This window comes from Saccharicrinis fermentans DSM 9555 = JCM 21142 (assembly GCF_000517085.1).
In the GTDB taxonomy this organism is placed as follows: Bacteria; Bacteroidota; Bacteroidia; order Bacteroidales; family Marinilabiliaceae; genus Saccharicrinis; species Saccharicrinis fermentans.
On the sequence record NZ_KI912107.1, the window covers coordinates 2,223,984 to 2,247,430 of the forward strand.

General features: G+C 34.4%; 17 protein-coding genes. 2 read left to right on the forward strand and 15 right to left on the reverse strand.

Annotated features, from left to right (window positions below; genetic code table 11):
* Positions 1–19: 19 nt before the first annotated feature.
* The 14 genes from CYTFE_RS0108655 to CYTFE_RS0108725 all read right to left on the reverse strand — a co-directional run bounded on the left by CYTFE_RS0108655 (position 20) and on the right by CYTFE_RS0108725 (position 21,010).
* Positions 20–2,821: a M16 family metallopeptidase gene (locus CYTFE_RS0108655; RefSeq protein WP_027471480.1), complete on the reverse strand. Its 2,802-nt coding sequence runs from the start codon at positions 2,819–2,821 to the stop codon at positions 20–22.
* 179 nt (positions 2,822–3,000) lie between these two features.
* Positions 3,001–4,515, reverse strand: coding sequence for a sensor histidine kinase (locus CYTFE_RS0108660; RefSeq protein WP_027471481.1), 1,515 nt, complete (start codon positions 4,513–4,515; stop codon positions 3,001–3,003).
* Positions 4,515–5,276 (reverse strand): LytR/AlgR family response regulator transcription factor, encoded by a 762-nt coding sequence (locus CYTFE_RS0108665; protein ID WP_027471482.1) that lies wholly within the window; start codon positions 5,274–5,276, stop codon positions 4,515–4,517. Before CYTFE_RS0108665 ends, CYTFE_RS0108660 begins: the two co-directional genes overlap by 1 nt.
* A gap of 458 nt (positions 5,277–5,734) precedes the next feature.
* Positions 5,735–8,227: a KAP family P-loop NTPase fold protein gene (locus CYTFE_RS0108670; protein WP_027471483.1), complete on the reverse strand. Its 2,493-nt coding sequence runs from the start codon at positions 8,225–8,227 to the stop codon at positions 5,735–5,737.
* An 82-nt stretch (positions 8,228–8,309) separates the two neighbouring features.
* Entirely contained in the window at positions 8,310–11,525 is a 3,216-nt protein-coding gene (locus CYTFE_RS0108675; protein WP_027471484.1) for a type I restriction endonuclease subunit R, read from the reverse strand.
* Between the two features lie 24 nt (positions 11,526–11,549).
* Positions 11,550–12,119, reverse strand: a complete 570-nt coding sequence (locus CYTFE_RS0108680; protein WP_027471485.1) for a 3'-5' exonuclease — start codon at positions 12,117–12,119, stop codon at positions 11,550–11,552.
* Between the two features lie 18 nt (positions 12,120–12,137).
* Positions 12,138–13,589, reverse strand: a complete 1,452-nt coding sequence (locus CYTFE_RS0108685; protein WP_027471486.1) for a DNA polymerase — start codon at positions 13,587–13,589, stop codon at positions 12,138–12,140.
* Positions 13,586–15,931, reverse strand: coding sequence for an RNA-directed DNA polymerase (locus tag CYTFE_RS0108690; RefSeq protein WP_027471487.1), 2,346 nt, complete (start codon positions 15,929–15,931; stop codon positions 13,586–13,588). The genes CYTFE_RS0108685 and CYTFE_RS0108690 overlap by 4 nt, the downstream gene beginning before the upstream one ends.
* Complete coding sequence (locus tag CYTFE_RS0108695) at positions 15,906–16,919, reverse strand: ComEC/Rec2 family competence protein (RefSeq protein WP_027471488.1); 1,014 nt, start codon at positions 16,917–16,919, stop codon at positions 15,906–15,908. The genes CYTFE_RS0108690 and CYTFE_RS0108695 overlap by 26 nt, the downstream gene beginning before the upstream one ends.
* Before the next feature lie 10 nt (positions 16,920–16,929).
* Positions 16,930–18,234, reverse strand: coding sequence for a restriction endonuclease subunit S (locus CYTFE_RS25710; RefSeq protein ID WP_052343099.1), 1,305 nt, complete (start codon positions 18,232–18,234; stop codon positions 16,930–16,932).
* Between the two features lie 127 nt (positions 18,235–18,361).
* Positions 18,362–18,709, reverse strand: coding sequence for a four helix bundle protein (locus CYTFE_RS0108710; protein ID WP_027471489.1), 348 nt, complete (start codon positions 18,707–18,709; stop codon positions 18,362–18,364).
* A 34-nt stretch (positions 18,710–18,743) separates the two neighbouring features.
* Positions 18,744–20,351 (reverse strand): type I restriction-modification system subunit M, encoded by a 1,608-nt coding sequence (locus CYTFE_RS0108715; protein ID WP_027471490.1) that lies wholly within the window; start codon positions 20,349–20,351, stop codon positions 18,744–18,746.
* The gene (locus CYTFE_RS0108720) at positions 20,351–20,638 is read right to left on the reverse strand and encodes a helix-turn-helix domain-containing protein (RefSeq protein ID WP_027471491.1); all 288 of its coding nucleotides are present in this window, start codon (positions 20,636–20,638) and stop codon (positions 20,351–20,353) included. The genes CYTFE_RS0108715 and CYTFE_RS0108720 overlap by 1 nt, the downstream gene beginning before the upstream one ends.
* Before the next feature lie 138 nt (positions 20,639–20,776).
* Positions 20,777–21,010 (reverse strand): DUF4248 domain-containing protein, encoded by a 234-nt coding sequence (locus CYTFE_RS0108725; RefSeq protein ID WP_027471492.1) that lies wholly within the window; start codon positions 21,008–21,010, stop codon positions 20,777–20,779.
* 410 nt (positions 21,011–21,420) lie between these two features.
* On the opposite strand from CYTFE_RS0108725, the gene CYTFE_RS0108730 reads away from it, so the two are divergent.
* Together CYTFE_RS0108730 and CYTFE_RS0108735 are read left to right on the forward strand one after the other, a co-directional pair.
* Positions 21,421–21,873, forward strand: coding sequence for a hypothetical protein (locus tag CYTFE_RS0108730; RefSeq protein ID WP_152541761.1), 453 nt, complete (start codon positions 21,421–21,423; stop codon positions 21,871–21,873).
* The gene (locus CYTFE_RS0108735) at positions 21,839–22,336 is read left to right on the forward strand and encodes a hypothetical protein (protein WP_027471494.1); all 498 of its coding nucleotides are present in this window, start codon (positions 21,839–21,841) and stop codon (positions 22,334–22,336) included. Before CYTFE_RS0108730 ends, CYTFE_RS0108735 begins: the two co-directional genes overlap by 35 nt.
* Before the next feature lie 546 nt (positions 22,337–22,882).
* Here CYTFE_RS0108735 and CYTFE_RS0108745 read toward each other — a convergent pair.
* Positions 22,883–23,416 carry a DUF4625 domain-containing protein gene (locus tag CYTFE_RS0108745; RefSeq protein WP_235208176.1) on the reverse strand — a complete coding sequence of 178 codons (534 nt, stop codon included), beginning with the start codon at positions 23,414–23,416 and terminating at the stop codon, positions 22,883–22,885.
* Positions 23,417–23,447 lie beyond the last annotated feature (31 nt).

The window sequence follows — 23,447 nt, forward strand, 5'->3', positions numbered from 1 at the left end:
ATATCTTTAAAATACTTGCTTAATGTTGTGGACTCAGCACAAATTCAAGATGATTCTTTCTATTTAAATATTTCCGCGCCAACTTGCTCAATTGTTCCGCCCTTACATCTTGTATTTGCTGCTCAAACTTTTCAAAATCCTGTTCATCTTCTCCTCTTGTCCACTGATCTTCAAGGACTCTTCGCCAGTAACCATTGGTTTGTAACGACCCCTTACGATTCTTGAGCCATGCCTTTTTTACCTTGTCTAAATTCTCAGCAGATATACCCTTCTTCATCGCATCAATCTCATGTAAGGTAGCTCTAACCAAGGTGTCCAGATTGGCGGGCGCACAGGTAAAATATATGTCCATTCTATAGCAACTATAAGGTCGCTGTAAAATAGTAGAAGATGCATAAGGCGAATAAACGCCTCCAATCTCTTCTCTTAATTTCTGGTTCAATCGAATGGTTAAAATATCACTTAAAAGCCCCATTTCAATTCGTGCCTTCTGCGACTCCGGGTATTTACCGGTGAAACGCATCAGCATTTTTGATTTATCCACCATATTTCTTGGAAAATCGTACCTATGTGCTCCTTTAGGAGGACGAATACCATGATCAATATATTTTGATGGTATCTTCTTTCCGGGCAAGCTTCCCAAATATTTTGTCAATAGAGGTTTCACTGAATCCACATTAAAGTTACCTACCATAAAAAAGCGGGTTCCGTATGCGGAGCTATAACGTGATTGATAAAACGCAAAAGCCTCATCAAAGTTTATCTTATCTAACTTCTCTGGAGTTAACAAAGTTGCCGTTCTTGGACTATTTTGCATCATCACCTTGTTCACCTCATCGGTAAAATAAGAATCTGGACTATTTAGAGCATTTCGATTATATTCTTTTTTGTTCTCGATGAATTGCTCAAACTTATCCACATCCTTACGGGGTTTCGTATAAATTAAATGAGTCAGCTGTAACAGCGTCTCAAAGTCTTTATTGGATGAAAATCCGGTTACCCCTTCATTATATCTGTTAATATACGGTGCTACATACACTTGTTTCCCCGAAAGAATTCTCTCTAACTGCAAAGCGTTAAACTTAGACAGACCTCCTTGCGATACCAAAACAGAAGCCATGGAGGCATTGTCAAAATTCTCCAATGAAGCCAATGAGTAACCGCCCTCCCGCATAGAAGAAAAACGGATTTCATCTCCTTTGAAGTCTGTTGGTTTTAAAGCAATACTTGCTCCATTGGTAAATTCAATAGTTGTAATACCCATCGCAGCAGAAAATGTTTCATTTTTTATGCCCCCTCCCTTTGGCAAATCATGCATCAAAGGTTCGTCCACATCTAAATCTACGTAGGGTGAGATCTGTTCGTCGGCCACGCTTCGTAATGCCACCAACAGCTCCTCCTCTGATGGTGTTACTGTATTTTCAGGGGCCGTGACAATGATCACCCGATTATCTTCTGATAAATTTATATAGTGATTCACTAATTCCTGAACATCTTCCAAAGTCAATTCCTTTAACACCTTTTGTACAAATTCCTTTTTAAAAGCGATACTGGTATTTTCTTCTCCATAGATCACATGATTAGATATGGCATCCATAATTTGAGCTGAGCTTTGTTTTCCCTCTTCTTTTGCCATTTGCTCAAAATCATTATGCAAAATGACCTTTTTGCGATCCAACTCTGCCTGCGTGAAACCATATTTCTTTATCCGCAACAATTCTCGCATCAAACCTTTAGTACCTTCAATAATCTGATCGCTTTTGGTAGTGGCTAAAGACATATAACGATCTGTTTTACCTGCCGCACTGGTTGCATATGATTGGGCATACATATAAGGCGCTCCCTTTTGCTGTGTAAGATCTGTTAATCGTTGATTTACCAGGTAGGTGTATATGATATTAACCACACTGCGCTTCAAATCTCCCAGTGTTTTTTCTTCGCGGTGCGGAAATTTATTGATTATTTTTACCGATGTACTGGTAATTTCTTTGTCTTTAATAATCTTCACCAACGTGCCATCATGCATCGGCACTGTATAATATTCTCTCTCAGGTGCATGATCACCATTATCCATCGAACCGAAGGTGGCTACGATACGCTTTTCCATTTCTTCTTTCTCAAAATCACCCACCACAACAATACTGGTCAATTCGGGACGGTACCATGAACGATAAAATTTTCGTAGTTCCTCATCATTTCCTTTTTGAGTAACCACCTCCATTAAACCAATGGGTCTACGGTGTAAATAACGCGAATCTTTATACAAAAGAGGATACATCTGGTCTTTTAATCGTTGATTTAAGCCAATGGTAGTTCGCCACTCTTCCAATATTATATTACGTTCATTATCTATGGCCTCGGTACTTAATGTTAAACCCGATAATATATCACCCAAAAACAAAAAAGCACTGTCTAAGGTTTCCTTTTTTGCATTGGGTAGCGGAAGCATATAAACGGTTTCATCATAGCCTGTGTATGCATTTACGTCGGCACCAAACTCCACGCCTATTGACTGCAGGTAATCTATTAAAGAGTTATCAGGAAAATGTTTGCTCCCATTAAAAACCATATGCTCCAGAAAATGAGCAAAACCTCTTTGTTCCTCTGTTTCAAGAATAGAACCTGCTCTAATAATCATACGCACCTGAACCTGGTTCTCAGGTTTTGCGTTTTCCTGCAAATAATAAGTTAATCCATTGGACAATGTATTCTCTTCAACTTTGGGGTTCTCAGGAATGGGGGATTGGTAATTTATTTGGGCATAAACTCCCATTGACCCCAAAACAACCCAACAAAATATGATAACTTGAATAATCTTCATTAAATATAAGAGTTAAAAGTAGGGAACAAGAATACTTGCTTTTTAAGTATTTAACAAAGCCTATTCAGTGAACTGGCAATTACATGTAGTGAAAACGTAAATCTATTCAGTGAGTATAATATGAAAAGTAGGCTTGGTAAGAATAAAATAAAGTGTAAGTATAGCTAAGATCCATATTTTTAATGAATCAAAGGCATCGAAGCAATAAACTTTCCTTTTCCCTGCTTAAAGGTACACTCTTGCTTCGTTATAAGAGCATACCGGGCATTTAAGTTCTTTAACCCCTTTCCACTGGTTTCCACGATGGCTGCTTTAGGACGCAACTCATTGACCACATAAATTCGATCATGCATAACCTTAATCGTAATAACCAAGGGATTATGCTCGGAGGCAATATTGTGTTTGATACAATTTTCTACCAATAGCTGCAAAGATATGGGCAACACCTTGTAATCCAGATAATCGGCCAGATTTATGATCTCTACTTTGATGGATGAATTCATTCTTAAATTTATCACATCTACATAGGTTTGTGTAAAGGTGAGTTCTTCGCGCAAAGTAACCATATATTCCCCTTCGATACGTAACTGATACCGGTACAAATGCGACAAATCAGTCAGCATACCACGCGCCACCTTATCGTGCTTACTCAGTAAGGCTTTTACCGTCCCCAAAGAATTAAACATAAAATGGGAATTCAATCCCGATCTCAACAGCTCCAACTTAATAGAAAAAGTCTCACTTTTTTGTTTTTCATGTTTCAGCAATAGATTCAGATTTTTCTGTTCGGCTGAAGATCTCAATAAAAACTCCCTTTTCCAATGAATAATACCGAACAACAATATTCCCAATAAGGTGATGATGAATAATATAAATAAAAATATCATGCTCTGCTCCTGTTCAGCAATCATATCTTTTATCTCAAAACCGGGTACAACAGTTAACACAAGCCATTCTTCGCCGTTGAATTGTAAAGGACTGTATTTTCGATAAACCGGTAATTGCAAATAGGCAGATTGCGTGATATGTAAAGTATCGAAATTACGATTGTTATAATGTCCATCAGTAAATAAAAAATCCGGCAAAAAATATTTTTTACCTACCTTCTCAATGTCTGGATGATAAATACACTCTCCCCGATCATTTAAAACAATTTGATAAACCGAAGTATATATATTATCCAAGATAAACTTTTGATGCAAACGATGTAAATCAATAAGCATACATTCCGTATAGGCTGATTCTGGCCCTCTAATCAACAAATAACGCTCCTTCAGAATAAGGGTATTTATTGTTGGGCCCATATATGCTTTCCACTCTTCAAACAATTCTGCCAATGGCACTTCCATATCCTCGGATTGAAACGCCCAATCTTTCTGATCCTCCCTGATGCCCACAGCCACAATTGTACTGTCGGTTTGAAGTAACGAATTTAACTGCCTCCAATTATCTTGCCCACTGTGACTTGACGTTTTTTTTAAATGATGTAACTGTGCCAATGTAAGACTATAACTTTCAAAATAATGATCCAGAAACTTTTGGTATCCTCTGGCACTTCCTACAACCATTGACTGACTTACCTCATTGGATTGTTGGTGCATTTCCATTCGAATCCAATACGTACCCATAAAAAAAACAGCCACCAATAAAACAAAAGCAACCACATTCCACCTATTAAACAAAATCCTATACATCAGCTAACAATCCATGCTTTAAATTCCTTACTCCGCGAATAACTCACCACAATCTCATCTTTCACCTCATCCGTCATTTTTATCGCCAAACGACTACGGCTCATGGTCTTAATTTCATTGACAAATTGCTTATTGATAAAATACCTCCTATTCGCCCTAAAAAAACATTCGGGATCTAACTCCTTCTCTAACTGAGCCAGTGTAGCATCATAATAATACTTCTTTCCTTCCTGCGTATAAGCAAATAAATAGCGATCATCGGCCATAAAACATACAATTTCATCAACAGACACCGGCTTTTGAATATTTCCCATGGACAAAATTAAACGACTTAAATAAGAAGTAGCTTTACCTTGCGCCTGAATACCAGTTAGCTGATCCACCAACTGATCCAATCTTTGATTATTGAATTGATTCTGCCAATACTTATCCAATACTTTTTTCAAATCACTGGTTTCCACCGGCTTAAGTATATAACCAATACTATTGGTTTCAAAAGCTTTGATGGCATATTGATCATAAGCCGTTGTAAAAACAACCGGTATGGTGATATCCAGCGTTTTAAAAATAGAAAAAGAAAGCCCATCACTCAATTCAATGTCTGAAAAAATAAGGTCGCACACATGGTTGCTTAGCCACTTTACACTATCTGCCACACTGCTAAATTGCTGCACTACCTTAATGGAGGGATCTAGAACCACCAACTCCTCTTTCAACTCCTCGGCCAACAAAATCTCATCCTCTATAATTATCACTTCCATGACGTTCGTTTTCAATCCGTGTACAAATATAATCATTACTAAATGGCTGACAACAGCATTACAAATTGGTGTTCCTAAATAATTGGTCAATTGGAAAAAGTCTAATAGTTGTCAGAATATTCCAAAAAACACCCACTAATTTCGATTAATTCCAAAAGATTCCAGTAAAACTTAGAGAATTCCAACGCTCAAATCGACATCTGGATTGGAGCATTTTTTTACTTTGCAATATGTAGCAGACCGCATATTTACAATGTACCTAAGATTTTTTTTGTGTCTGCTTCCATAATAGGAGCAAACATATATTACGCTGTAAGTGAGGATTTGGCTGATTTTGGCTATTGAAAGCTGGAATTGGTTGGAATTGGCTATTTTTTTTATATTGAGATTTAAAGAAATTTTTAGTTGTAGCTTTTGTTTTATTTTACTTGGAATATAGTTTAGGATTAATCTTATTATCAGTTTTCTTTACTGAAATTTTGCTTTGGGTACTTCTCAAATTTTATAGCCCCATATTTATTCATACTATATTTTTCCATGAATTCTTTTAGAAGACTATAGTCTTCTTCGCTTCTATAGGCCATGAAGCTAATAATATCATGTGCTTCTTTTCTGTATGCAATGTAATCCCTATGTTTCATATTCGGATCGCCAAATATCTGTTCTGTAAATGGATCACCAACTCTACCTATTCCATCGTCCGGTATTACCGATGGCCTAATGTAGTGTTCTAAATATTGTTTTGGAAATGCTAAAATATAATCTTTCATTAATCTATTAACTTCAGCTAAGAGCATTATATGGTTATTAGTTTTATTTATATAGTCTAAACAACCATAGTACAAAGCTGTAATCTTATTAAAAACTTCTTTTGTATTTTCCTCTTCACAAGTAATTTCGTTGATGCATAATTTCAGTTTATACAATATCTGTATCTGCAATTCTTTTTTTGAAAAGAGATTACGATAATCAGGATCTTTGTCATAACCAATGATAAAAGAGTAATATATAGTTCTTAAACAGTTGTAATCTATTATACTTTTGAGCAGTTTTTCCCAAAAAGTCTTTAATGCAATTAAATCATTGCCGAAAAATTTATTTGCAACACTTTGACATTCAATATAGGTCAATAAATCAAAAAATGGTTTGTAACTATATCCACTTGCTTTTGCAATAGTTAAAGTCCATAATTGTGTGTAATTTTCATACTCTTGAACAGCCCAAAGCTCATCTAGTGTTTCAATTTGTAAATAACTATAGATTTCAGGTAAATACCCTTTAATATACCATTCAGCAAATTCTTCTTTAAGTTTTTCATTACCATAATTCTTATATTTTAAAAATGTTGCTCTTGGCATTTTCTTATAGAAATCAGGAGAAAAATATCTTTCGAAATTTATAGCAAGAGAAAAACTACTTGATTCATCCTTATGAAATAAACTAAATGAATTGGTTTCTTGCTGTGGTAATAAAATTTTAAGCAATTCATTAACTTCGTCAGGAATATCAATCTTTTTTTCTTCAACTAAACTGGAATCAAAAACATGAACACCACCATACATTACTTTTACAAGCTTTTTTGATTTCAGAATTTCATATAAGGAAAAGTACTTAGTGCGAATACAATATAAATTAACAAAATCATAAAAATCCACATCTGCCCATACTTTTGGAAAAGCATATGAGAAACTATCAACCATCCGTTTTACATCTCTCATGTTAGTTATTAACCTTATAAACCATCCCCACTTAGACTTACTTTTTACAAAGTCTCCTTGTATCTCTTCAACCAATTTATACTCCTCACTACCTTCCAAAAATCTTTCCTTTAACAATTCTATAAAAACTTCAACTCTCCTAAATTCATCATATTGGGCCAATACATACTCTGATTGAAATATTTTAGCTAAATATTCCTCTGGTTTATAGCTATTTATCTTAGAGATTGAATTAATTAAGTAATTTCTATCATATGCACCAATATAAGTAACAGATGTAAAATCAGCAGTATTCCTAATAAGTTTAAAAACCTCAAGTACCTCTTTGCTGTCCAATCGATCTAAATCATCTATGAAAACAACTACTTTCTTATTTATTCTCTTGAGAGCTTCATTTACAAACTTCTCTTTTTGTTGTTCCAATGTAATAACAGAACTCAACTGTCTTGTTACTTTAATTACTGCATTCTTTTCTGTATTTAAGAGTATATCCAAGTATTTGTTTAACTCTGGGTAAATCTCTCCGCTATAGGGTTTAAGGCATATCTTTAGAGTCCTAAAATAATCCTTGGCTATATGATCCGGCGATTTGCTTTGCCAAGGATTAAATCTCACTGTTACTATATTATCAAGTGAATTAAGCTCATCTAGTATCATATTTACAAATGAGGTTTTACCTTCTCCCCAAGCACCAACTATTCCAACATTATAATCCCCAATATTATGTAAGTCTCTTGCTAAATTTTGAGCATGGGATTTTCTGTCAAGGGTGTCAAATTCACTACTTGTTAATGGAATATCTCTATTTTTATTGAATCTATCCGAAGTAACAAAATGCAACTTACACTCTTTATATCCCTGCAAAACAAGAAAGTAAAACCCTACGACTAATATAATATCTAGTAAAAAAACATTGTTACAGAAACCAAAGTGATTAAATACATATGCATCAGAGTAAAAGCTATAATAACAATATACTAATGCTAAGTATATGACAAATCGTGCTAACGAACCGTTTACAACATAGCCTTTATTTAATTTTATAATCAATCTAATAATGCATACTGCAGCACAAAGAATTACAAAATACTCTAAGAAGAAGTTTGTATTTAAATATGTATCCCAAAATTTCACAATGGTTTTGTCTAAAACCACTTGTATTGCTTTATCGAAATTAATTACAATAACAGTGAGAACTATTAATTCACACAAATGCTTTATATATCTATTCATTAATATTAATTCAATCCGGTTAAAATCAATCAATTTCCATCAATTAAATTGTATGAGCTAAATGTTTTTTATTGTTGTACTATTACTCACTCCAAAATTCAGCCAAAGCTTCCGCCTGACTTAATACTGTTTCTATTGCCAACTTTTGTAAATCCGGTGGATAACCGTATTGGCGAAGCGTTCTTTTTACGATTACTTTCAGCTTCTTTTTTACAGATTCCTTAACCGTCCAGTCAATTGTGGCATTGGCTTTAACACGTTCAACAAGCACCCTTGCAAGTTTTAGAAGCACTTCATCACCAAGCATATCTTTGGCACTTTCGTTTGATGATACAGCATCGTAAAAAGCAAGCTCATCTTTTGATAATCCCATTTTTTCGCCACGTTTATCAGCTTCCTTTATCTCTTTTGCCAGTTCAATCATTTCCTGAATGATTTCGGCAGCGGTGATTAAGTTATTCTGATAGCGTTTAATGGATGATTCTAACATTTCCATTAAGGTACGGCTCTGAACAATATTATGCTTGGCTCTTACCTTTATTTCATCATTGAGTAGTTTCTTAAGGACTTCCAAAGCAAGGTTCTTATGCTTCATGTCTTTCATTTCCTCAAGAAAATCATCATCCAATACAGATAATTCCGGTCTTTTAATTCCTGCTGCATCAAAAATATCAACTACCTGTTCCGAAACTATTGCTTCATCAATTACTTGTTTAATTGCGGTTTCAATTTCATAATCGGTTTTACCACCTGAAACTTCTCCCATATCTAGCTTTTGTATTCGGGCTTTGACTGCCTGAAAGAATGCTATTTCGTCTTTGACATCCATAGCTTCATCGTGAGGCAAAGCAATAGCAAAGGCTTTTGAGAGAGCTGTCACTTCTCTAACGTAACGATTTTTACCATCCGCTAAACTAAGCACATGCTCAACCGCAGCAATAATGAGTTCTAACTTCTGCTTTACTGGGGCATCGAAATAGTTTTCATAGGCGAATCCTTCACCGTAAGGAACTTTAGGCTCGGCTGCCATGGAATAATCAGTATGTTGAGCAGAACAATTCTCTGAGTACATTTGCGAAACCACCTCAAGCTTTTCCAACATTAATTGAACCGCCTTTTCTTGTGCTTCTGCCGGGTCGCCTTTACCACCACTATCGGAATAGAACGAAAGGGCTTTCTTTAAATCAGAGGCAATACCAAAATAATCGACCACCAAACCGCCCGGTTTATCTTTATATACACGGTTAACCCTTGCTATGGCTTGCATCAGGTTGTGACCTTTCATTGGTTTGTCAATGTATAAAGTATGCATACTTGGTGCATCAAATCCGGTCAACCACATATCCCGAACAATTACCAATTTCATCGGGTCGGCGGTATCTTTCATTCGGTCGGCTAATGCTCTTCGTTGGTCTTTTGATGTATGATGTTTCATTAGCTCTGGACCATCGGATGAAGAAGCAGTCATCACTACTTTTAGCACACCTTTATCCAAATCATCATCATGCCAATGTGGGCGTATTTTAATGATTTCTTTATACAAGTCAGCAGCGATTTGTCGGCTCATAGTAACAATCATAGCTTTACCTTCAATACCGCTATTGGTACGTTCCTCGTAATGAAATACAATATCTTCGGCTACTTTCTTTAAACGAGCTTCACTACCTATAATGGCTTCTACCTTTGTCCATTTTGCTTTCGCTTTCTGAGTTTCGCTTAGTTCATCTCTGTTTAATTCTTCATCAAGCTCTTCGACAAGTTGTTTACCCTCTTCTGAAAGGTTGATTTTTACCAATCGGCTTTCGTAGTAAATAGGAACAGTAGCACCATCTTCAACGGCTTGTGCTATATCGTAAATATCAACGTAGTTACCAAAAACGGCAGGAGTATTTGCATCGGTGGACTCAACTGGAGTACCCGTAAAACCTAAATAGGTTGCATTTGGCAAAGCATCGCGCATATACTTGGCAAAACCATAAACCAAACGCTGACCAACCACATTACCATTATCGTCTTTCACATCAATAGATTTTGGTTTAAAACCGTATTGTGTTCGGTGGGCTTCATCAGCTACAACTACAATATTTGTACGGTCAGAAAGTTGCTCATAAACATTTGAACCATCTTCGGGTTGGAATTTTTGAATAGTTGCAAATACAATTCCCCCGGAGGCTACTTTTAACAATTCTTTTAGATGTTCTCTGCTTTCTGCTTGTATGGGAACCTGGCGCAACAGTTGTTTTGATGAGCCGAAAGTATCAAACAATTGGTCGTCTAAATCGTTACGGTCAGTAATTACTAAAATGGTTGGATTATTAAGTTGTAAAACCAATTTACCGCTAAAGAAAACCATTGAAAGTGACTTACCACTTCCTTGTGTATGCCACACAACGCCACCTTTTCGGTCACCATTGTCAGCTGACGCTTTCTTTACGGATTCAATTGCTTTGTTAACTGCATAGTATTGATGATAGGCAGCTACTTTTTTTATCGTCTTAATAGTAGCAATCCCTAAGGCATCAATATGTTTGTCTTCTTCAAAAACAATAAAGTGACGTATATAATCTAATAAAGTATCAGGATTAGTTAAACCTTTAATCAATACCTCTAATTGGCTTGTTAGTGAAGAAGCTTCCTCAAGTCCATCACTTGTTTTCCATGCTAGATAACGAGAGTATCCAGCCGATAATGAACCTGCTTTTGCATCAGCTCCGTCTGACAGCACACAAAAAGTATTGAATGTAAATAGACTTGGTATGGTGTCTTTATAGGTTTGAATCTGCTTAAATGCTGAATGCAAAGTTGCATTTTCATCAACAGCATTTTTTAATTCAAATATGACCAGGGGTAAACCATTCACAAACAGAATCAGGTCAGGACGTTTGTTATTGTTATTCTCAATGATGGTAAATTGATTTACCACCAAGAAATCGTTTTGCTTTGGATTACTAAAATTGACCAACTGAACCCGGTCGCCACGCTGAATACCATCTTTACGATATTCCACAGGTACACCTTCCGTTAATAGCTCATGGAAGTTTTGATTATTGACCATAAGTTCAGGAGAAGATAACCGTTCTATATACTTTAAAGCTTCATCTTGGGCTTCCTTAGGTATTTCAGAATTGTTCCGGGCAATGGCTTCTTGTATACGACCTTTCAAAATTACATCACTAAAAGAGTTACGTTCTGGTTCCTCTCCATCAGGCGCAATAACAGCACCATGAATATAGTTCCAACCAAGGTAAGCAAGTTCCTCAATTGCCCAAAGTTCTATATCGTTTTCAGTTATTTTCATGCTAAGTGGCATTCATCTTTCTAATTAAATCAACCCCAATCGTCTCATTTCCCAAAAGCATTTTTCGGTTGCATTAATATCTGCTGATGCATCATGAGCTTCCTCAAAATCAGCTCCAAAAAGTTTTTGATGTAATTCTGACAACTTTGGCCACTTGAATCCATAGGGACCAGGAATTCTGCAAAAATTCGTTGAAGCTTGCATCGTACATAATTTCTTCCTCCCTGAAAAGTTTGTTTTGATTTTTTTTCTCAAGAATTCAGCTCCAATAATTTTTTCATCAAAGCTAATATTGTGAGCAACTATGTAAGTTGCTTTATCTACAAGGGAATTAAAATTACATAGAACATCCTCTAATTCTGCACCTTCTTTATTGGCTTTATCAGTAGTAATCCTATGTACATTCGATGCATCTTTAGGAATAATAAAACCATTGGGCTTTATTATATAATCATTAGCTTCAATGCGATTTCCTTTTGTGTCACACAATATCCATGCTATTTGAACCATTCTTGGCCAGTTATTCAAATCTGTAACCGGAGCTTTCCAATTTTTTGGTAATCCTGTTGTTTCTGTATCGAAAAATAAAAACATAACTTCTGTATCTTAATTTTAAGAATAAAACTCACTATCATTTACTCTAGGTGTTATCCCTGAACATTGCTCTGCAAATTCATGAATAAAAATAGCTTTCACTTTATTTGTTATTTCTTCAAAATCATATTTGTTGTTAACTTGATATAATGCTGCATCATGCATCGGCAAAACAAACTGAGCCTCCGGGATTTCTTTATTGACCTTTATAATTGCTTTTTTAAATATTAATGAAGCTGTTGCTTGAATTACATGACTTAATGAAATTTCGATATTCCCTTCGACATTTCTATAGTTCCCCATTTCAGTACCAATAATCTTATTCTCCGTAGCTTCTTTTTCAATTTTCTTTTTATATGCCTTTAATTTCTTAAACTTTGAAAAATATCTATTTACAGCTGGCAAAAGATTGGAAGCACCATACATAAATTTGTAAAACTCAATTTTTGCATCATCTCTTGTTTCTATTGTACCTCCTATATTTGAAATCATATCACTATATATATCCGAATCATATAGTTTGCATAGTTTATCATCATTACTTATAGAGGCAAGAATACCAGCTTCAAATTGTGAATAATCAATATATAAAAAAGTACATTCTTCATCTGGCTTGATAATTCTACGATTATTTCTTCTAATATTTTGTAAAGCAGGTTCCCTTAACGTTATTCTTGAAGTAATTGTCCCAAATCCATGAAAACTTGGAAATGTACGAGAATTACCTCCTCTACGAGCTAAAATATCTAAGAAGCTATCTAGGTCTTTCTGGTTTCTAATTAAATCATAGAATAATTGACACCCTTTATTTAACTTGCTATAATTTTTAAATGTACGCTCAATTGAACCTGTAATTCCTATTCCATTTCTTTCAAGCCAATTTAGTTGAACCTCTTTTTTTTCAGGGGAAAAGACCTTAAAGTCTAGTTGAAGCTTTATTTTAGTATTAAAAACAGTTTCTTCTAAATATTCTATTCTTTCTTTAGCAGATTCGACATCAACAGCAATTCCTTCCCGTTGACGTTCATATATTATTCTATTAACAGGAATCTCAATATTTTCAAATCTTTCTTTTTCAAGGAAGGCTGTATTCTCTGTTATTTCTTGTATGAACTCAGAGACTTTTTGGATGTATTCAAATATATTATCCTCAGCTATTTGAAATCCATTTGGCAGTAGTTGTCTTTCTTTAAGAAGTTTAAATAAATTCCATTTATCTTGATTTTCTAAAGGTTTGGATTTTTGAATAAACTGCTTTGAATAAGATTCTATATCAATTAGTATGGGTAATTGAGAAGTGGAAAATTCACTGTATTGTTTAATAAATTCAGAGACCTGAGTACAATAATATAAGTCATTAGAATTAAAGGTTATATTATAAACTAGGTTGGTTACAACACCGTTTTTATTTTCTGAAATATTATGGTAATACCATTTATTATATATGTAAAAAACAACAAACTCTCTCATAATGAATAGATTTGTAATAACTCTAAATCAATATCAATATCATCCTTTTCACCAGGGATATAGACCAAATCTTTATCTTTAAAATAATTCAAACTTTCATGTATAGCCTTTATTTTGTCATTATTAAATGACACCTCTGAGGAATCTATTGCCCTTAAAACAATTAATGCTATTCTATCCTGAAAGTTACCATGGGTAAAACCCTCATTGTATTTTCTAAGAATAACTCGTCGATAATCACTATCAATTGTACCCATGTATATCATCATAGCCGCAATTATGGGTCTTGACGTTTCATCATTAGAGTCAAGGTAATTACTAGCATATTTTCTCAAATTCACATCATCTATTTTATGCTTGGCTAACAATAACCAAAGATGATAACCTTGCCATGGATAAATATTAAATTTTGCGTCCAATACTATTTCAATTGCCTCAGACCAAAACTTTCTCGATATATATTTTTTATCAAGAACTCCAATCATAGTGCAGACTTGGGGAGTAATCCATGGGCGTTCTTTCATTAAGATGCCAGCTTCTTCAATAAATTGAGTAATGTTATTCTCTTTCTCCAAATTAACACCTTTAGAAACGCACCGTCTTATTGTAGTGATTGCCTGATTTAATTTTCGTTCATTAGAATTACTTCCAGTAGGATTTTCTTTAACATTTTCTAATAGAACCTTTATTGCTAGATGAAAAGCTTCATTAATTATGCTGACATTACGAGATTTGGAAAATCTTGATAGTTTACTTTTATCTAAATCAAAAGCTTTACGATATGAGTCAGCTATCGCTTCCTTTTCCTTTTTTAATCTAGGGTTAAGGTTTATAATTTTAGTTTTTTGCCCATTAAGTGAAAGGTTTAGTCTTCTAAGTTCCTTTTCAATTAATGTTAAATATCTTCTTGCTTCAAACTTATCGTTACAGAAAATTCGTATATCATCCATGAATCTAACATATGCTGGAACATGATGTCTCATATATGCATCAACCTGATTCAAATAGAAAGTCGCTAATAAAGAAGATACGTCATTGTTTTGAGGAATGCCATTAGATTTATTGTCTGCAAATTTTTTTAAAACTTTTACTAATTCTTTTGAAGCTTTCCTCTCATTGTGAGTTTGGCAAACAGCTGAGATTTTCTTTCCTAAAAGTTCAATATCAATGTTATCATAGAAATTCAGAATATCAATTTCAATAACATATTTATATTTAAGGGAATAGTCTTTTAATAAGTATTGCATTTTTTTCCATTGCTCAACTCCGGAAATTATTAGACCATTATGCTTTTGTTTATTGTATCTGGCTGAAAAAACATATGGAGAAAGAGCGTTATCCATACGTTTGCCAATGACTTCAATTAATGCAGAATAAAAAATCCTATCTGCATAAGGTATAACCATAGCCTTTCTTAATGTAAAGGACTTTTTGGGCAAATAGAAAACCTCTGCTTCTGAAACTTTATACTCTTTATTAAAGGAATCTCTGAAATATTCAAATAGAAAATCTTCATGTGATAAATCTATAAAATTGAGTGGGTCGTGAAACCAATCATCATATGTATCACTAATAACTCTGTTTCTGGCAAGTTGTAAATCCAATTTAACACCATTAATCGTAACATCATTAATGTCCACGACTAATTGATTTCCCACAATACGTTTTTTCTTATTATCTATTGTAGATAATACTTCTAGCTTTTGATTATAGAGTTTGTTATTTATTTGCTCAAAAGAAATATCGACAGCATCTATAAAACCACCTTGGAATTCTTCAGTTGGATATTTCATAATAAAGCCATTTAATATTGGCCTATCTTCCGATATTATACCAGAACCAGAGCAACCGTGTAGTTGTTTTGAGTTGTCCCATTTTTCAATTGTATATAGTTTTTCTTCAGAGTCACTTACTTTAAAATCAAGCGGAAACAATCTATTGTTGTTGGCATTGGTTATTGCCCATGCCTTACAATTCCCTGAAACAATATCTGACACTTGAATATACGGAATTTCAAAATTCGAATTCTTACGAACTAATATGATTACCAAATCACTTTCGAATAGTATTATCTTATCAGCAACTTCTTTTTTAGGGATATAATCGTAATGAGTAAATTCTGTTTGTTTATAACATTGTATTTCAACAAAGTCTATATCCTCAATATATACTTCATTATCATCACTGCTATGCTTAAATGTATGTTTTGCTGTGATAACGTAATTATATTGACTTTTGGGCGAAGTAGCATATAAAAAGCCGGAAGACCAACGTTCAGAACCACCTACGTCAATCTTTACTTTCACCCCACATTTCTTATATTGCTGGTAAACTGTATCCATTTGTTGAGTTATTGGGTTCAAGAACAATGTTGTATTTTCTTTTTTCAATGTCGGTTATCCGAAGCTTTTCCAATGTCTCTGAATAATTAAATAAGAATGAAACCTTATTTCCTTTAACTTCTTGATATTTTATTACTTTAAGCAAAGTCTTTTTGTCAGGAAGAAAGTGATTATTTCCATCAGTGCATATCACATATTTATTACAGCTTATTTTAGAAATAATGTCTTTCGTAATATTCCTATGACTACCATGGTGAGGGAGTTTAATAAAATCAAATGGTATTAATTTATTATCATTTTCTTCATATAGTTTTAATAAGATAGATTCTAATCTTCTGGGTGTTACATCTCCAGTTAATAAACTCCTTTTTTTATTGTATTCCAATTGTAATACAATACTGCTCTGATTAGGCATTCGGGTATCGAGACTTTTATCCACAACATGTCTTTCGAGGTCAGTTAAACTTTTATTCCAATCCGAACCTTCGTCCGCAGAAAGAAAAGCTCCACTATTATTCGCATATCCGTCAACAATATCTTCTGTAGGGGAAAGACATGTAAATTTAACATCACCTAATTGAATTATTGGAGAAGAATCTAGTAGGATAGTATCCCATTTCAGTCCCAAAAAGTTTATAAGTATTTCTATTTCCGAAGCCTGTTGATAAGAAAGGTATTTTGATTCTTTAGGAATTGATGTACCCTTTATAATCCGAGGAGAATTAAAGTAGACTTGTTTTACAAAATCTTTTGGCACTCCAAAGCGTTTTTTCTTGAGTTCAACTAAAAAGCCAATTATACCTTTTATGTGGTCAGAGTCATGATGTGTAATTACAAGAATGTCGATACACTCATTGTTATTAAAGATTTCATCCAATTCTTTTAGAAGATAAGTTGTATCATCACCACCATCAATCAGCATATTTTTCCCCTTGCTTTTTACAAGAATTGCATCCCCCTTTCCGGCTTTAAGAAATTTAACTTGCATAATCTATATCTTAATTTTTAACTCTCAACTCCCCACTCATTAACTTTGGCAATAAAGTATTGCGTAATTGGGTAAGGGTTTGAATTTCATCAATATTAGTCCAGCACTTTTTAATTAAAGGCTCAATTTGCAAACTTGCTTCCATCTGTATATCAATAGAAGGTATGATTAAACTGAATTTCCTAAAGTCCTTCAATACTATTCGTTCAATAACTGCACCTGATACTATATTCTTCATTTCTCTTATGGTTGATTTCAGTTTCAAGAAAATAGATAATAGTATAGGATGATAATCTCCATTTGGTCTTAACATCGCAATTGAAGATAGCAGCACTACATCTAAATCTTTAGGTGCAACAAATACATGCTTCAAATAACTTCCATCTTTAGCAATGAGAATGTCATTTTTAAGAGGTTTACAATCATTTCGGACAAGTTCATCGTAATCTTCTTTAGATATTTTCCTACATGAATCAATATTAAAGTTCCAATCATTCATGTCCTTAACAGAAGCCATTGGTAAACCATTCTCTACGCTACTGGGGCTAAAGTGTGAACCATCTGTAATTCTTGATGTAATATCTTCCAATTTACCAACTCGCCACCCCTCCGGAATTTCACCCAACTCACTCTCAACCATTTTACCACCGGAGCTTTTATAAGGCTCCCCATTTTCATTAGGAAACTCAAACTCTACAAACCAACGTTTAAAAAGGGTTTGTGCCAGTTCTTCTAAGTCTTGGTTTTGTTGGCGAAGGAGGGAGATTTTTTTATCTATATTTAATAAAATAGATGCTATATTGTCTTGTTCCTTTCTCCCTATTATTGGAACAGGTACTTTCTTAAAATCCCTTAAAACAACACGAGGTATTGCTGAACCTGAGCGAAACCATTTATACATGATAGTCTGAGCAACATAAGATAAAAGATAATATCTGTAGAAATGTACATTGTAATTTTTTTTAAGCCTGACAATAGCTATTGAAGAAAGTAAAACTATTTCTTCCTCTTGATTATAAACAAAAATCAGGTCTAAACATTTTTCTCCGTCCTTAGAAATTAATATGTCACCTCGTTTAGGAGAACAGCCTTGTCTTTTAAGGTTTTCAAAGTCTAATTCGCTAATAGTTTTACATTCGGAAAAATCGAAACTATTATAAGTCATATCTTTGACTGATGCCATATATCTTCCACCTAGAAATAATTTTGGGGAAGAATGCGCACCATCCGTCACAACTTCTGCAATATTATCAATTGTACCTACTTCCCAATTTATAGGAATTTGTCCAATCTCTGTTTCTTTCCACTCTCTCATAATGCAATCCCAATTTTAGCCAGTTGCATAATTAAAGTAAAAGGTAATAGGTTAAAGGTAAAAAGTGTTTTACCATGGTTAATCTGTTTCCTATTTATATTCCTTGCCGTCATATATTTTAAACTTATTACTTTTTATTTTTTAGCTTTTTAATACTTGAAATAAGCATGGCAACCAATTCTTTACAATCTGCCACAATGCTTTCAAAAAGTTTTGATTCCAAATAATCAGTATCATGTAAAAGATCGAGCCAATAGATGGTTTCGTTGGCTTCTTTTAATGCAATGCTTTGTTTGCTTATAAAATCAGCTGTGCTTTGAGCAAATTCAGCTTCTCTTAATAATGCACCAACAGCAGTTCCACTTCGCAATAACTGTTTACTTAACACAAACTCTTTATTTTCATTCAGATATTTACTAAGTTTCACAATTCGAACTGCAAAAGCATAACTTTTATCTTGCATCAAACTTTTCATAACCTTTTACTTTCTACTTTTCACCTTTTACCTATCAAAGCTTTATCCCGATCTTTGCCAATTGCTCTGAAATCTCTTTGTCTAAAACCTGTGCTTCATCCATCTGTGCCCTAAGCTTTGAAGTAAGTGTATCAACTTTTTCTTGAAATGGAATGCCATCGTCTTCTTCATCGGGAATACCCACATAACGCCCGGGAGTTAATATAAACTTGTACTTTTGTATATCTTCAATGGTAGCCGATTTACAGAAGCCTTTTACATCCGAGTAAGGTAAAAGATTAGAGGTAGAAGGTAAAAGGTTTGCGTCATCTTCACCTTTTACTTTTTCCTTTTTACCTTTTCCCTCTTGGTTGAGCCAATTGTGATAGGTATCTGCAACCTTACTTACATCTTCGGGGGCAAGCACACGGTTTTTGCGGTTAATCATGTAGCCTAACTCAGAAGCATCAATAAACAGCGTTTCTCCATTACGTTGCTTTTTGCCTCTGCGTAAGAACCACAAACAAGCAGGAATACCTGTATTAAAGAACAGGGCTTTAGGTAGCATTACAATACATTCTACCAAATCGTTTTCTACTAGCTTTTGACGTATAGCACCTTCACCACCTGTATTTGAGCTTAATGAACCATTAGCTAATACAAAACCCGCATGTCCGCCATCGGGCTTTAAATGATACAAAAAGTGCTGTACCCATGCAAAGTTGGCATTGCCTGTTGGTGGTACACCAAATTGCCAACGTGCATCATCACGTAGTAGCTCACCACTCCAATCACTCACATTAAATGGAGGATTGGCAATAATATAATCGGCTTTTAAGTCTTTATGTGCGTTATTCAGGAATGAACCCTCAGTATTCCATTTAATATTTGAGCCATCAATACCACGTATAGCCAAGTTCATACGACATAGGCGGTAAGTGGTTTGGTTACTTTCTTGTCCGTAAACAGAAATATCATCCAATCGCCCCTGATGGCTTTCAATGAACTTCTCAGATTGAACAAACATTCCACCTGAACCACAGCATGGGTCGTAAACACGTCCTTTATATGGCTCTAACATTTCAACCAAAAGCTTTACAATACTCTCTGGTGTGTAGAATTGACCTCCCTTTTGACCTTCTGCCAATGCAAACTGACCTAAGAAATACTCATAAACCCGACCTAGTACGTCCTGAGATTTTGCTTTCTCATCACCCAAGGCTATTGTACCAATAGTATCAATCAAGCCTCCCAAAGTTTGTGGGTCGAGGTTTGAACGTCCAAATGTTTTAGGAAGTATGCCTTTAAGGGTAGTATTGTCAGCTTCAATCAAGTCCATTGCATCATCAATCAACTTACCGATGTTAGGCATCTTAGCCTGTGATTGAATATAAGCCCAACGAGCCTTCTCCGGTACAAAGAACACGTTTTCTGCTCCGTACTCGTCTTTATCCTCGGGGTCAGCTCCGGCATATTCACCTTCTCCTGCAACAAGCTTAGCGTAATGCTCTTCAAAAGCATCGGAGATATACTTTAAAAATATTAAGCCCAATACAATATGTTTATATTCGGCTGCATCTATATTTTTACGCAATTTGTCTGCGGTAGTCCACAACTTCTTTTCGAGCGATTCGTTTGCTCCATTTCCGTTCTTCTTTGCCATTATTTTTGTGTAATATCTTGTTCAACAAATCTTAATGCTTCAAGTCCTAAAGGCTCATTTCGCACTACATCTTTAATCTTATCAGCCAACCATAAAATTACCAATTCATCTTCTTGAACTTTTAGCATGGATGCAAGTTGTGTGATATGTTCACGCTGTGCTCTTCGTTCACCACGTTCAAGCTTGCTAATTAAAGCAGTATCCACCTCTAAATCGGCTGCAATCTGTCGTAATAACAAACCTTTTCCCTCTCTTAATTCCCTTAATTTCTTGCCAAGTATATTCATTTCTGTATTTTTGACTTGTCACTTTATGTCAAAAATAATAAAAAAACCTTCAATAAATGTATTTATTATAATTCATTTATTGAAGGTTTTACGAACAGGTTAAATATTCTCTAGCACTAGACAAGCTTTTGTGAAAATTCAAAGCGTTTCAAATTCTTCAAGTGTTATACAAAAATGTTCCAGGATTAAAAGGAGTTGTTGTTTGTTGTAATAGTGACGCTTGGTGTTTCCTGCAAGTTCAATTTGTTGCTTGAGTGCCGGGCAAACATCAATTTCGTTTCGCAGCTGCTGCATAGCTGATTTGATGGAAATACTATCAGGATAAAGTTTTTTCACCAAATCTTGCTTTAATATGGTTCTGCGTAGTATCATAGCGTTGAATTTGGGTTAAAGAATGAGTGATAACGCACCTGAAATATTGAGTAAGGCAGTCTTGTATAGTATAATTCAACTGCTCTTGAAGGCTTTTGAATACTTTTTAGCTTATTGAGGCTACTTTTGAGGACTTTAAGACAATATTCTAAGGGCTTTTTTGAATGTTGGTTAAAATTTAAAGAGCTTTTTATGTGATTTATCAAGCTTACCAATAATTGCAGCCAACTTGCTGATGTATGAGGGGTTTTGAATACTGCTTTGAGATATTTTAATGAATTGAGAAATGCTTTGGATATAATGCTTATTATTATACCCTTGACAATTAGCTATATGAAGATAGTAAAAATAGAAACCACATTTCAGAATGCCCGTAAATAAAAATAGCATATTCCCAATGATTGGGAACGGTGGAAATAATTAGTATCTTTGTAGTAAAGATTTGCAATACGATAGAACTACCGAACACGGTTGATAACATTGAACTTGTACAAGAGTTTATAAATGAAACAAGAGAAAGAATATCCAATGGAGTTGATATTACATTTACGGCAAAGGCTAATTCTGAATTGGAAGAGTTAATGCTTGAGTATGATATTACTGTTGGAGATGTAGAACATACAATATTAAATTTGACCCCGGAGAACTATTATAGAGGCATAGACCCTTCCGGCAATGCAGATTTTAATGTGTGCGCATTCCGTGCTTTTGTTGGTAAAGATAATGTTGAGATATATTTAAAATACGGTCTTGAGGAGGACGGTTTACAAATACTAATTTTTTCTAATCACATTCCTGATTTTCCGATGAATCAGCCATTTAGAAATTATGGAAACAAAAAAAGTTTTAACAAGAAAAAATAAGCCCACTAAGGAAATACACGAGACTGTAAAAAAGAATTACAAGGGCTTGGAGTTATCATACGTAGAAGCGTACTACTTAGATTATGAAGTAGATGAAAATACGGGTATGATTAATAGAGAAAAACAAGTTAAGCACTATACAAAGAATCAAGCAACTCGTAATTTGAAAGCTTTAAAAAGTGCTTACCTAGTTGCTAAAGGAGCTGCTGCTCCTGATGAAATAATTAGTTTTAGAACGAAATACCATATTGCTGCATCAACACTAAGTGTAATTTTAGGATTTAGTAAAAATACTATATCGAATATTGAGAATGAGGGTGTAACATCTTTGGCTAGTGGTAGATTAATAAAGTTGTGCCTAAACAATATGGATATAATGTCTCACTATGTTAAAATTTGCGATGCCATTGATGCTCATAAAAAAGATGAAATTTCGAAAAAGCTGATGCAACAAGGTTTGTAGAACTTCTTAAACAAAATAATTGAAAGCAGTTGTTTCTTTTAAAGCAACTGCTTTTTTATTTGTTACTTAATCCAATTATACGTTTGTATGGGTTAGTCTTTCTTTCAAATGTTCTTAGGTCATTTTGAGCGTTTTCAACGAAGACGGTAGGGTATGCCACCGCACCATGGTCAATGCCGGATACTTAGATGATTTGAATGCAGATCAATTAGTTATAATACAAAAGCTTAACACAGAAAAGGCCGAAAAAAATCTGTAGTACACAAAATGAAAATCAAAAAATCGCAAGTGGCTACAAAACAAGAATCTCCGCCAATTTAGCTGCAATGTGGGTTAAAGAATTTGGCGATAATGACCAATGGTGTAGTTGGGCACAATTCACGACTACAATGAGAACTATTAAAAATGGTTACGACAGTAAAGCACCACATTAAACAGGAAAGGAAAAAAGGATATTTATTTAACTACCCTCTAAAAGCAAGCGTATGTTAGCCCATCCCTTGGCTTCCAAACGCTTGCTTTTTAGGCTATCGCACCTTGTTTTATTTATCTATGTGCCATTTTTATCCCTATCCCAACTTGTGTTGACCACCCATTTTTATCGGTTAAACTAATGTGAAAATGGTAATCCCCTTCGTCAAATAGACCAGAGGCATCTGAAGAAGGAATGGTAATGGGAAAATCAGTAACATATTCTTCTAATCCTTCGGGTATATCATATTCTTCTATGATGGTATAGGGGTTTACTGGATTTTTTTCAGGGTCAAGCTCGCATTCCATAAACTCGGTACTGTGAGAGTGGTGGTCGAAATTATGGTGAATATCAAGACTAAAAGAACCTAATTCTTCATTATCAGTAAACCTCACCTTTAATATAAAGGGTTCTCCAAAATAGATTGTATCACTGCAATGTGCGGGAAAAGCATCCTCAATAGTTATGTCTATTTCAGGCTTTAAGTCATCTATATCATCGTCATTTTGGCATGATGTTAATACTGCCATAGTTCCTACGGCTAAGAATAATACAACTGTTCTTAGTTTTGATTTCATCATTTTAAAATTTATTAGATTATACTTCATTTAATTATTGTTTAATTTTATTGAATAAGCA

What these genes read in the sequence shown, in the direction of transcription:
- CYTFE_RS0108655 (WP_027471480.1), bottom strand. Translation starts at nt 2,821, where the DNA reads ATGAAGATTATTCAAGTTATCATATTTTGTTGGGTTGTTTTGGGGTCA.
- CYTFE_RS0108660 (WP_027471481.1), bottom strand. Translation starts at nt 4,515, where the DNA reads ATGTATAGGATTTTGTTTAATAGGTGGAATGTGGTTGCTTTTGTTTTA.
- CYTFE_RS0108665 (WP_027471482.1), bottom strand. Translation starts at nt 5,276, where the DNA reads ATGGAAGTGATAATTATAGAGGATGAGATTTTGTTGGCCGAGGAGTTG.
- CYTFE_RS0108670 (WP_027471483.1), bottom strand. Translation starts at nt 8,227, where the DNA reads ATGAATAGATATATAAAGCATTTGTGTGAATTAATAGTTCTCACTGTT.
- CYTFE_RS0108675 (WP_027471484.1), bottom strand. Translation starts at nt 11,525, where the DNA reads ATGAAAATAACTGAAAACGATATAGAACTTTGGGCAATTGAGGAACTT.
- CYTFE_RS0108680 (WP_027471485.1), bottom strand. Translation starts at nt 12,119, where the DNA reads ATGTTTTTATTTTTCGATACAGAAACAACAGGATTACCAAAAAATTGG.
- CYTFE_RS0108685 (WP_027471486.1), bottom strand. Translation starts at nt 13,589, where the DNA reads ATGAGAGAGTTTGTTGTTTTTTACATATATAATAAATGGTATTACCAT.
- CYTFE_RS0108690 (WP_027471487.1), bottom strand. Translation starts at nt 15,931, where the DNA reads ATGGATACAGTTTACCAGCAATATAAGAAATGTGGGGTGAAAGTAAAG.
- CYTFE_RS0108695 (WP_027471488.1), bottom strand. Translation starts at nt 16,919, where the DNA reads ATGCAAGTTAAATTTCTTAAAGCCGGAAAGGGGGATGCAATTCTTGTA.
- CYTFE_RS25710 (WP_052343099.1), bottom strand. Translation starts at nt 18,234, where the DNA reads ATGAGAGAGTGGAAAGAAACAGAGATTGGACAAATTCCTATAAATTGG.
- CYTFE_RS0108710 (WP_027471489.1), bottom strand. Translation starts at nt 18,709, where the DNA reads ATGAAAAGTTTGATGCAAGATAAAAGTTATGCTTTTGCAGTTCGAATT.
- CYTFE_RS0108715 (WP_027471490.1), bottom strand. Translation starts at nt 20,351, where the DNA reads ATGGCAAAGAAGAACGGAAATGGAGCAAACGAATCGCTCGAAAAGAAG.
- CYTFE_RS0108720 (WP_027471491.1), bottom strand. Translation starts at nt 20,638, where the DNA reads ATGAATATACTTGGCAAGAAATTAAGGGAATTAAGAGAGGGAAAAGGT.
- CYTFE_RS0108725 (WP_027471492.1), bottom strand. Translation starts at nt 21,010, where the DNA reads ATGATACTACGCAGAACCATATTAAAGCAAGATTTGGTGAAAAAACTT.
- CYTFE_RS0108735 (WP_027471494.1), top strand. Translation starts at nt 21,839, where the DNA reads ATGGAAACAAAAAAAGTTTTAACAAGAAAAAATAAGCCCACTAAGGAA.
- CYTFE_RS0108745 (WP_235208176.1), bottom strand. Translation starts at nt 23,416, where the DNA reads ATGAAGTATAATCTAATAAATTTTAAAATGATGAAATCAAAACTAAGA.